The organism is Sphingobacterium sp. R2 (assembly GCF_040760075.1).
GTDB lineage: Bacteria > Bacteroidota > Bacteroidia > Sphingobacteriales > Sphingobacteriaceae > Sphingobacterium.
Genome location: NZ_CP142884.1, coordinates 3110075 through 3122046 on the forward strand (window position 1 = coordinate 3110075; position 11972 = coordinate 3122046).

An 11972-nucleotide genomic window follows, 5' to 3' on the forward strand; every position below is an offset into this window, starting at 1 on the left:
AAACGAATGAGCATATCAACAACAAGGAATCAGAAATGAAGAAAACTTTTTTTTGTATTGATTCGCATACCTGTGGTTGTCCCGTGCGATTGGTAGCCGGGGGAGCCCCGTTATTAGCGGGAAATTCCATGATGGAGCGCAGATTACATTTTATACGTGACTACGATTGGATCCGTATGGGATTGATGTTTGAGCCAAGAGGGCACGACATGATGAGCGGAAGTATGCTTTATCCCCCCTTTGATCCGCAAAATGATATCGGTGTCCTTTACATTGAGACCAGCGGCTGTCTGCCGATGTGTGGACATGGAACGATCGGCACCGTGACGATTGCCATTGAGGAGGGGCTCGTTCAACCTAAAGTTCCCGGAAAATTAAGGCTGGAAACTCCGGCTGGACTTGTACATATCGATTATGTTCAAGAGGGACCTAAGGTGAAAAGTGTAAAGCTTACGAACGTCAAATCCTTTTTATATGCTGAAGCCTTAACGGTCGATTGCCCGGATCTAGGCAACATCAGCGTCGATGTGGCCTACGGTGGAAACTTCTACGGTATTATTGATCCGCAGACTAATTTTCAAGATATCAGTTTTTATTCGGCCAGCCAGCTCATTCATTATGGAAAAATAATCCGGCAGCTGCTGAACGAAAAATATTCTTTTATTCATCCCGAAGATGCCAATATCCATGGGTTGACACACATCCAATGGACGGGCAATCCAAAGCTTTCAAATTCATCCGGACGCAATGCGGTACTGGTTGGCGACAATGCATTGGACCGTTCACCATGTGGTACAGGCACATCAGCCCGTATGGCACAGTGGTATGCAAAGGGAAAACTCAAAAAAGGAACCGAATTTATACATGAAAGCTATATAGGTTCGCAATTTACCGGTAAAATTGAAGCGGAGACATCCGTGGATGGTCGGCCGGCTATTGTCCCATCGATCGAAGGATGGGCACGCATAACGGGCTATAATACCATTTTTTTGGATGATGAAGATCCTTATTTTGGCGGTTTTCAGGTGATTTAATATAGTTGAGGTGATTTAGAAATTAATAAGACAATAGCAACGTGAAAGAAAACAATAGAGGTACAGTTGTCGTCATTGGCGCTGGAATTGCAGGACTTGCTTCGGCCTATTACCTGGTGAGAGACGGATGGGATGTGAAAATCCTGGAAAAAAATACCTTGGATGATAACTGTTCTTATGGCAATGCCGGCATGATTGTCCCCAGTCATTTCACGCCTTTGGCTGCCCCCGGTATTGTAGCGCAAGGGATAAAGTGGATGTTTAATAGTAAAAGCCCTTTTTATGTACGGCCTTCGCTAAATCCACGGTTGGTAAACTGGGGATTAAAGTTTTTAAAACATGCTAATCGCTCACACGTAGAACAGCACGCGGCAGCAATACGTGATTTGAATCTCTACAGTAGCAGATTATATGATGAATTAGCACAGGAAGAAGGGTTTGATTTTGAATTGAAACAGAACGGTATCCTGATGATGTATAAATCCAAGGAAATGCAACATGAAGAGATTGAACTGGCCCATCGTGCCCAGGATCTTGGACTGGATGTCGATATTCTGGAAGGGAACGCTGTCCAGGATTTAGAACCAAATATGAAGCTGGATGTTTTAGGTGCTATACTGTATCGTTGTGACGGAAAATTATATCCGCAAAAGTTAATGCGGCAATTGATTGAATATTTGAAAGCGGCTGGCGTAGCTTTTTTTGAAAAAACTGAAGTCCATAAATTTATTACGTCCGGAAGTAAGGTGAAAGAGGCAATCAGTGATAAGGGAAGTTTTCAAGCAGATGCTTTTGTATTGACTGGTGGTGCTTATTTGCCACAACTGACTTCAAAATTGCAGTTAAATACACCGCTTATGCCAGGAAAAGGGTACTCATTTATGTATCAGCCCGAGAAAGATAATATACTGAATCATGCGGCATTACTACTAGAGGCTCGTGTTGCTGTAACCCCCATGAATGGCCAGATCCGATTCAGCGGTACGATGGAATTGGGACCAGCAAATGACAAAATTTATGAAAATCGTGTCCGCGGAATTGTAGAATCCATTCCAAAATATTATCCAGAATTGAAGGTCGATTATCCAAGCGAAAAAATATGGTATGGTTACAGACCCTGCTCGCCTGATGGATTGCCCTATCTGGGAAGATTGAAAAAACTTGATAATGTCTTTGTTGCCGGCGGGGGTGGTATGATGGGGTTGAGCTTGGGCCCTGCCTATGGGAAAGTTGTTGCAGATTTATTGGCAGGACAGAAAATAGAGGCTGAAATCGCTGGTTTTAGGCCGGATCGTTTTGACCGATAAAATAGAGATATAAAACCGACGCCCGAATTATGAATCGTTCTTTTTCTTTTAAAGCTTCCAAAACTTTGTTTTATGGACTACTCTTTCTATTTCCCATCTCCATGCATGCACAGAAGATGAAATTATACGAGCATACAACCCCTATAGAACCTTTTATTGTGCAATATAAGCATGATGTTGAGGCGATAAACTATTTTTATGGCCCTATGCCCAAAGGCTGGGGTAATCAGCAGGCTGCCGCTTCGCCCGAACAGTTAGCACGTCTTCAGCGTTTGGATAACGAATATTTGAACAAGCTGGACAAGTTCCCTTATGAAGAACTCGAAACATCGGGGCAGGTCGATTTTATCTTACTGAAGCGCAAACTAAAAAGTGATCTCCTTTCATTGAAAGAAGATGAGTCGAATTACAACCGGTTATCTGTGTATTTACCTTTCGCACAGCGAATTTTTGCACTTGAAAAGGAACGCCGTAGGGGGAAGCGTCTGGCAGGAGAAGATGTCGCGAAAGAGCTGACGCTGGTTGCCGGTGAAATCGATCGGTCAATAGCTGCGCTTCAGGAAAAGACCAACATTCCTTATTCAGATGTTAACTTTCTGGTTGCCTTATTAAATTCACTGGACTTAAGGATCACCAGCACCTTCGATTTTTATAATGGATACGACCCTGAATTTACATGGTGGGTACCCGCCATATATCAGCAAGTGAAAAGCAAGCTCTCGGATTATAAGGAGAAATTGGCAGCAAAAAGTGATTGGAAAGTGTTTGATGACGGTAGTCAGATTGCTGGTTGGCCTATTGGGGAAAAAGAGATAAACCGAAGGCTCAAAGCAGAAATGATCAGTTACACCGCTGCCGATCTTTTAAAACTGGCTGATCAAGAGTTTAAATGGTGTGAGGCCGAGTTATTGAAAGCGAGCCGTGAAATGGGGTTTGGCAATGACTGGCGGGCTGCACAGGAAAAAGTTAAAAACTCCTACGTACCCATTGGACAACAGCCGGAGCTCATCATGAGATTGTATAACGATGCACAGCAATTTATTGAACAAAATAAACTCATGACTATTCCTGAGCTGGCAGATGAGACTTGGGGCATGATCATGATGACACCTGAACGGCAGCGGGTCAATCCCTTTTTTACAGGCGGACGGGAAATTAGCATATCCTATCCGACAAACACGATGGATCAGCAGGCGAAACTGATGAGTATGCGTGGCAATAATCCTTATTTCTCCCGTGGCACAGTCCAACATGAATTGATTCCTGGTCATCATCTTCAATATTTTATGAATAGGCGTTACAAGCCTTACCGCGAAGAGGCATTTAACACGCCATTTTGGACGGAAGGATGGACATTGTACTGGGAATTGCTGCTGTATAGCAAGGGATTTGCAAAAACTCCGGAGGAGCGAATCGGAATGTTATTTTGGCGCATGCATCGCTGTGCAAGAATAACCTTTAGTATTAAATTTCATTTAGGGGAGTGGACGCCGCAGCAATGCATCGATTATCTGGTAAACCGCGTGGGATTTGAGTCGGCTAATGCGCACGGTGAAGTAAAGAGATCGTTTGAAGGTTCCTATGATCCTCTATATCAGCTGGCCTATCTCGTAGGCGGCTTGCAATTGATGCGTATCAAAGAGGAGGTCGTAGATCAAGGGAAAATGTCATTTGCTGCATTCCACGACCGTGTGATCAAAGAAAATTATCTACCGATGGAAATGTTGAGAGCGATTATCAAGGGCGAGAAGTTAACCCCCGATTATGAGACAAACTGGAAGTTTTATCATTTTAATAACTAGGTTTTTATGAGTGAGTCGAAACAAACTTTTCAAAAGTCTCTCGGGTTACTGGATGCCACTATGCTGGTGGTTGGAAGTATGATCGGTTCTGGGATTTTTATTGTATCTGCGGATATTGCGCGCAACACGGGATCTGCAGGCTGGATGATGGTCGTATGGCTGATTTGTGGTTTTATGACTTTGACTGCAGCGTTGAGCTATGGAGAATTGAGTGCGATGTTTCCAAAGGCAGGAGGACAATACATTTACCTACGGGAGGCTTATGGGCCAGTGTTGAGTTTTGTATTTGGCTGGACATTTTTTGCCGTTATACAAACTGCGACTATAGCGGCTGTGGGGGTGGCTTTTGCTAAATTTACAGCCTATCTCTTCCCTTCTATGGATGAAGATGTTTACCTGCTAGAATGGTCAGATTATCGGGTATCGGCAGCGCAACTGCTGGCAATTGCCGTCATTATTGTATTAACCTATATTAATTCAAGAGGCGTAAATAGCGGAAAGCGCGTACAGACATCCATCACATTGATCAAGATCGGGAGTCTGCTGCTCTTGTTGCTCTTTGGATTCCTGGCTTTGAAACATGAAGTTTGGACTTTGAACTGGGACAATATATCACTTTGGTCAATGCGCCGTTTAAATACGGATGGAACGTACACATCTTATGATGGATTTTCAGCAATGGGCGCTTTTTCTGCGGCTATGGTCGGTGCACTCTTCAGCAGCGATTCCTGGCACTCATCTTCCGCTGTAGCTGGCGAAATTAAAAATCCACAACGTAATATCGGGTTGAGTCTAGCATTAGGGACTTTACTGGTTACCGTAATCTATCTCCTGACTAATTTGATGTACACCGGCATTTTGCCTTTGGAAGCTATGGTCAATGCACCAAAAGATCGTGTAGCCATGAGTGTCGCACAAGAAGTTTTTGGCCCTTTTGGGATTACTATTATAGCCATTATGATCATGATCAGCACATTTGGTTGCAATAATGGGATTATCCTGGCAGGAGCGAGGGTGTATTATTCTATGGCCAAAGATGGTTTGTTTTTTAAAAGGGCGGGTAAGCTCAATGCGCATGCGGTACCTGCCTGGGCACTCTGGATACAATGTGTTGCTGCGTCAATATGGTGTTTAAGCGGAAAATATGGTGATTTATTGGACATGATTACCTGTGTGGTCGTTATATTTTATGTACTCGCGATTGCGGGTATTATTCGTCTCCGTATCACACGTCCAGATTTGAACAGACCCTATAAAGCATTTGGCTATCCTTTTCTTCCCATTCTTTACATTCTGATGGGACTTGCCTTTATTGGGTTGATGGTTATTTTTAAACCCAACTATACCTGGCCCGGCATTATCATTGCACTATTGGGTATCCCGATCTATTATTTAATCAATCCTAAGCGAAGAAAGCATGAAGTTTCTTAGTACAGCGGTTTTGTTGTTGTCGGCACAGTTTCTGTTTGGTCAAGGAACTTTGGCAGATTATACACGTGCACAAAACCTAAAAAAACAATTGACCAACAAAATTGAAAATCAGCCCGGCCAATTTTATTGGAATGATAAGGGGGATCTCTTTTGGTACGATCGAAATACGTTGCAGGGAAAAGAGTATATTTTGGTCAATCCCCAGGCAAAAACAAAAGAACAGCTGTTTGATCTGACGAAAGTATTTTCGTTAGTGGATGAAAAATTGGGAAAGAAAATCGAAAATCGTGTTATTTCCAATGATCAGATAAAATTGCTGGACGAGGATCAAGTGTCGCTCGATATCGCGGGCTACCTGTGGATCTGGAACCGCCGTTCCTCGCAATTGAGCCAAGGCGCTGCAAGTGGAAACAAAGATCGAAATACGCGATATTGGGGGCAGCGTGAGCAGGGAAATGCCTATAGGGAAGTCGAATCTCCAGATAAAAAACATGTGGCATTTATCCGCAATAATAATGTATTCCTGGCAAAAAAAGGAAACACAAACGAGGCGCGACAAATTACCTTTGATGGCAACACGGCAAATTATTATAGCAATGATATTCAATGGGCACCAGATAGCCGTAAGCTGGCTACAGTAAAAACTCAAAAAATAGAGATCAGGCAACTGACGCTTATTGAATCTTCTCCGAAAGATCAGCTGCAGCCTAAAATTCAGACACGCGATTACGTGAAGCCCGGAGATGAGCTGGCGCAAAAGCTACCCATCTTATATGATCTTGAAAAAGATCGGCTGTCGGTGTTTGATGCCGCGCTCATACCAAATCAATTTTACCTTTCGGATCTTTCCTGGCGCGATGACAGCAGAGCATTTACCTTCGAGTATAACAAACGGGGGCATCAAGTCTATGGCGTTATGCAGATGGATGCAAATAGCGGTACCTCGAGTTTTCTGATTCAGGAGCAGAATAAGACCTTTATTGATTATAGCGGTAAGAAATACCGGGAGGATCTGGCCGATGGAAAGGAGATTGTATGGAGCTCCGAACGTGATGGTTGGAACCACCTGTATCTCTATGATGGAATTACTGGGAAAATAAAGAACCAGATAACGAAAGGAAACTGGGTTGTTCGGAAAGTTGTGCATGTTGATGCTGAAAGACGAACGGTTATTTTCGAAGGCAGCGGAGTGAATGCTGCAGAAGATCCCTATTTGGTCCACTATTATGCTATCGGTTTAGACGGAAAGGGCTTAAAACTGCTGACCGAAGAAAATGCAAATCATCAAGCTTTTTTCAATAAAGACTATTCGCAGTTTGTGGATACGTATTCCCGGGTCGATCAGCCACCAATTTCAGTATTGCGCGACAAAAATGGCCGTCTTATCATGGAACTAGAGAAAACAAACAGTAGTCTGCTCGAAGCTGCAGGATGGCGTGCACCGGAAGTTTTTAAAGCCAAGGGACGTGATGGCGCAACGGATATCTGGGGGATTATTATTCGGCCGACGAATTTTGATCCTGCTAAAAGCTATCCTGTCATCGAATACATTTATGCGGGACCGCATAGTTCTTTCGTGCCAAAATCATTTTACAGCAATCCGAGCGGGATGTACGAACTCGCTGAATTGGGCTTTATTGTGGTGCAGATCGACGGGATGGGGACCTCAAATCGTTCGAAGGCTTTCCATGATGTCTGTTGGAAAAATCTGAAAGATGCGGGCTTTCCGGATCGAATTGCCTGGATGCAGGCTGCGTCAAAACAATATAAATACATGGATATCGGCAGGGTAGGGATCTATGGTACATCTGCTGGGGGGCAAAGTTCAACTGGCGCGCTGTTATTCCATCCCGAGTTTTACAAAGTTGGCGTTTCCTCCTGTGGTTGTCACGATAACCGAATGGATAAAATATGGTGGAACGAACAATGGATGGGCTGGCCTGTAGGTCCTGAATATGCGGCTAGCTCTAATATTGAAAATGCCGCTAAGCTGGAAGGAAATCTTTTGCTGATTGTTGGAGAACTTGATGATAATGTGGATCCTTCATCCACTTTCCAATTGGTTGATGCGTTGATCAAAGCGCGTAAGAATCATGATTTTATCATGGTTCCTGGAATGGGGCATTCTTCCGGGGGAGATTATGGTGAACGAAAAAGAAGGGACTATTTTGTAAAACATCTTCTTGGCGTAGATCCACCTGCCTGGAATCAGTATTGATCTTTCATCAGGACAATAATCCGCTAATGCAGGTCTATTTCCTGTTTTTTCTGAACGAGTCTGATCTTATTGTTCAGAAAGAACCTTCAATTTGCTTTTATTGCTATAGATGTCTGCGAAATCATAAAGGTTTTATTCGAATTTGGAAGAGGTATGAAGCGATAAGAGTGGCTCAGAAATATAGCGCCCCGGAAAGTAACTAACTTTCTGGGGCGCTGTGTTTATTTCATGTTAGTAACGTTGAAGTTGTTTTTATTCGACCAATACGCCTACATAATAGTTAAACGTATCAATATCGATATTCTCTTTCGTTAAACCGGCTACTTTAATCGGTCTGAAATGTTGGTCCAACTGGATAAGTTCTCTTTTTTGACCTTTTACGCCAATATGTATGGGCATATGGAAGCCTTTGACTTCGCTGATCCAGCGGCCTAATATTCTGCCTGAAGGATCTTGCTTGATTTCCAGTATAGGGATGGCGGTGTGCTGTACATATTGTTCAAATACTTTTAACAAGTCTAATCCAGACTGCTGGGTCACGTAGTTGACAATATCATGATAATCGACTTGTTGGTGATAAAACTTGCTGTTTAATCCCCGGAGGATATCCCGCCACTTTTCATCATTGTCGATCATCGTACGGATCATGTTGAGCATAACTCCGCCTTTGGGATACATATCCCCAGATCCCTCTTTATTGACATGGTAAGGGCCCTGGATGGGGCTATCATTTTGGATCCCGCTCCGGATACCATGGGCGTAAGCTTGGCTGGCTTCCTTACCATAGAAATAGTCGATGAATAAGCCTTCGGAATAATTAGTGAAGCTTTCATGGATCCACATATCGGCCAAGTCGGCAGACGTAATATTGTTGCCAAACCATTCATGACCAGATTCGTGAACCACAATAAAATCCCATTTATTTCCCCAACCGGTTTCTGAAGCATCTCTGCCACGATAGCCATTCTGATAATGGTTTCCGTAGGCGACGGCACTTTGGTGTTCCATGCCAGTATGGTATGTTTCCACCAGTTTATAGCCATCTTCATAGAATGGATATGGACCAAACCAATGTTCAAAGGCTTCTAAGGTCTGTTTGGCGTTTTTTTGAAGATGGGCTTTTTTTTCTGCCGTATCGTTTTCGCGCAAAATATAGTAGTCTATATCCAATGGCCCTTTTTCACCTTTGTATTTTTCCTTAAAATGAACGTAGTCACCGATGTTGATGGCGACATTATAGTTGTTGATGGGATTGGCAACTTTCCAGTGGTATTTGGTGTAACCATCCTTCATCTTTTCTACCTTGACCAAACGTCCATTGGATACATTCATCACCTCTTTTGGGACAGCGATGGAAATCAGCATGCTATCCACTTCATCGGATTGATGGTCTTTGTTTGGCCACCAGACACTCGCGCCCATACCCTGGCAGGCCGTGGCCACCCATGGCTTTCCATTGCTATCTTCTTTCCAGTCGAAGCCGCCGTCCCAGGGAGCTTTGACAGCTTCTGTAGGATGGCCTTCGTAATAGACTGTAAATTCTTCCTGTGTTCCTTTTTTGATAGCCGTTGGAAATTCGACAAAGACAGCATTGTGTTCTCTGGTAAAGGGAAGTTCTTTTCCCTTATATACGACTTTGTCTACGTTGAGATTGGCAAAAAGATCAAATTGCAGGCGATTAAAATCAGTCGTGGCCTTGAAGCGGAAAAGGTTTGAACCCGAAATAAATTTATTGTCTATATCTACCTTCACATCCAAATGATAATATTGGATATCGTAGCAGGTTCGCAGCGGTGACAGATATCCGCGCAGTGAATCCGCTCTTGTAAATTCATTTTTTTCTTTCATCAGCTGCGCCGCTGATTGCTGTATACCTGCGGTCAGTAGACCGCAGGTTCCCAATGCATATACTAGTATTCTTTTCATCTGTAAATATTAGCTATTCAGTCTATCTTCCTCCGGGAGGGCAATGCAATTTTAGATAGTTTGTAAATAATGTTTTTAAATGCTCATGTGTACCTTGTCCCTCGCTGATCGAATGGCTGCGGTTGGGGTAAGACATCAACTGGAACTGCACGTTATTTTTGATCAGTTCATTGATCAGGACTTCTGCATTTTGATAATGCACATTGTCATCTCCGGTTCCATGAATATAGAGTAAATTACCTTTGATGTTTTTTGCATATCTCAGCGGGGAGCCATTTTCAAAGTCGGCAAGATTTTCCTGGGGTAGGCCCATGTAGCGTTCTTGGTATACGTTATCGTAAAGTAACTGATTTGCTACAGCTGCAATGGCTATGCCTGTTTTATAGATTTGCGGATATTGGCCAAGTAGGTTAAGCGTGCTTGATCCGCCACCGCTCCAGCCCCAGACGGCCACACGTGAATTGTCGACAAACGGCCATTTCAGTATTTCTTGTGTTGCTAAAGCCTGGTCGCGGATATTGAGCTGTCCGATATTGCGGTAGATGCTTTTTCGCCACAAGCTGCCTTTAGGAGCGGGAGTTCCGCGATTATCCAGAGAAATATAAATGTAGCCATCCTGCGCCATGTTTCCTTTATAAAGACTGTTATAACCTGCACCAAAATTGTCTAATACAGTTTGTGATGCTGGTTCGCCGTACACCATAAAGACGACAGGATACTTTTTATTGGGATCGAAATCAAGTGGTTTTACCATCCAGCCGTCTAACTCAATACCGTCGGTTGTTTTAACTTTAAAAAACTCGGCAATACCATCGCTGACTTTCTTTTCACGTTTAAAATCAAAATCTACGAGCACTTTATGTGTCGGTAACTCAATAACGGCATTGTGTTTTAATGTTGCCCGGTTGCTAAAGTTAAAGATGGCAATTTTACCGTTTTTTGAAATATCATACTCGCAGGTTCCTTCGAATGATGCTGGTGTCAGTCTTTTTGGAACGCCGCCCTTAGTAGAAACACTATATAGATATTTTTGTGTCGCATTGCTTGGAGAGGCCGTAAAATAAATCGTTTCATTTTTCGGATCGAAAAAGTCAAGATTGATCATATCATAGTCCGCTTTCATCACCAGCTTCTCGTTGCCCGATAAATCAATCTGATAGATTTTGCGCCAGCCGTCCTTTTCAGATACCCAGATGAAGGCCTTGCCGCCTTGAACCCAGTCCCATCCCGAAGGATCGTTGTTGTTCCACCGAGCTTTGATATCAATCCACGAGTCGCTTTGCTCCTGGTGTATGTTTTGCGCTTTATTATCGGAGAGAGCGACGGTATAGATTTTACTCTCATTTTGTTTTCTGTTGAGCTGCTCTAGGATAACCTGCTTGCTATCAAGACACCATTCCATGCGAGGGATATAGTGCTGGTTGGGATCTCCCGGGATATTCAGCATGGTATTTTTTCCAGTGGCAATTTCATAGGTCCATATCGAACAGGCACTCGGCGATTGTCCAACTTTAGGATACTCCACTGGAATGGTATAGGAGTAGAGGCTATCCGTATTGTTGATCATCAGAAAATTACGGATGTTACGGGCATCAAGCTTCCAATAAGCAATGGAAGCACCGTCCGGCGACCAGCGGAAACCATCTTTACAGCCAAATTCTTCCTCGTATACCCAGTCGAAAGTACCATTGATTAAACGGTCTGTTCCATCTTTGGTAACGGAAACGATGCGGCCATTCGTAAGATCTTCCACGTAAATATTATGGTCGGCTTTATTGACGTAAGCTACTTTATCTGCTTGTGGGTTAAATTTCGCAAACATCAGTTGCGAAGCCGGGAATTGCATGCCGAGCTGCTGTAATTGACTGGACTTTTTATTATAGACCCAATAATCGCCTCTTGTATTCTCGCGCCAGACTCTCTTGCTATTGGTATACAGTAAAATAAGTTCCTTGTTTTTGGAAATCGAAAAATTCTCAACTTTAAGCGCTGTAGTTACCCCTTTTGGAATAAGCGATTGCTGTGAAAGAAAGATGGATCTCATCCCATTTTTAGGGTTGACCATTTCTATTCCCTTGTCAGAAAATTCATAATACTGATCACCCTGATCTGTCCAGAGTCGCTGCGCAAAAATGGAAGCTGGAACCTGAAAAATCAGTAATAAAATAATAAAAATCGACTGTTTAATGCTGTTCATTTGTTTATCTATTTGAGCGTTGTCCCTAAAGTGATCTAAGTTCACTTTTCGGGTTCA

Annotated in this window: 7 protein-coding genes; 5 read left to right on the forward strand and 2 right to left on the reverse strand. The window is 43.2% G+C overall.

Annotated elements, in window-relative coordinates; all coding sequences use genetic code 11:
* The first annotated feature begins 35 nt into the window (after positions 1-35).
* Genes VXM68_RS12860 through VXM68_RS12880 form a run of 5 tightly spaced genes read left to right on the forward strand, consistent with a single transcriptional unit; the run spans position 36 to position 7792 of the window.
* Positions 36-1034 carry a 4-hydroxyproline epimerase gene (locus VXM68_RS12860; protein WP_367208934.1) on the forward strand — a complete coding sequence of 333 codons (999 nt, stop codon included), beginning with the start codon at positions 36-38 and terminating at the stop codon, positions 1032-1034.
* Between the two features lie 41 nt (positions 1035-1075).
* Positions 1076-2341 carry an NAD(P)/FAD-dependent oxidoreductase gene (locus tag VXM68_RS12865; RefSeq protein ID WP_367208935.1) on the forward strand — a complete coding sequence of 422 codons (1266 nt, stop codon included), beginning with the start codon at positions 1076-1078 and terminating at the stop codon, positions 2339-2341.
* 29 nt (positions 2342-2370) lie between these two features.
* Positions 2371-4143, forward strand: coding sequence for a DUF885 family protein (locus VXM68_RS12870; RefSeq protein WP_367208936.1), 1773 nt, complete (start codon positions 2371-2373; stop codon positions 4141-4143).
* 6 nt (positions 4144-4149) lie between these two features.
* On the forward strand, positions 4150-5574 hold the full coding sequence (locus VXM68_RS12875; protein ID WP_367208937.1) for an APC family permease: 1425 nt from the start codon (positions 4150-4152) through the stop codon (positions 5572-5574).
* Positions 5561-7792, forward strand: coding sequence for a DPP IV N-terminal domain-containing protein (locus VXM68_RS12880; RefSeq protein ID WP_367208938.1), 2232 nt, complete (start codon positions 5561-5563; stop codon positions 7790-7792). Before VXM68_RS12875 ends, VXM68_RS12880 begins: the two co-directional genes overlap by 14 nt.
* Before the next feature lie 252 nt (positions 7793-8044).
* Here the strand turns inward: VXM68_RS12880 and VXM68_RS12885 are convergent, their stop codons facing one another.
* Positions 8045-9718, reverse strand: a complete 1674-nt coding sequence (locus tag VXM68_RS12885) for a M1 family metallopeptidase (protein ID WP_367208939.1) — start codon at positions 9716-9718, stop codon at positions 8045-8047.
* Between the two features lie 22 nt (positions 9719-9740).
* Entirely contained in the window at positions 9741-11915 is a 2175-nt protein-coding gene (locus tag VXM68_RS12890) for a DPP IV N-terminal domain-containing protein (RefSeq protein WP_367208940.1), read from the reverse strand.
* Between the last annotated feature and the right edge of the window lie 57 nt (positions 11916-11972).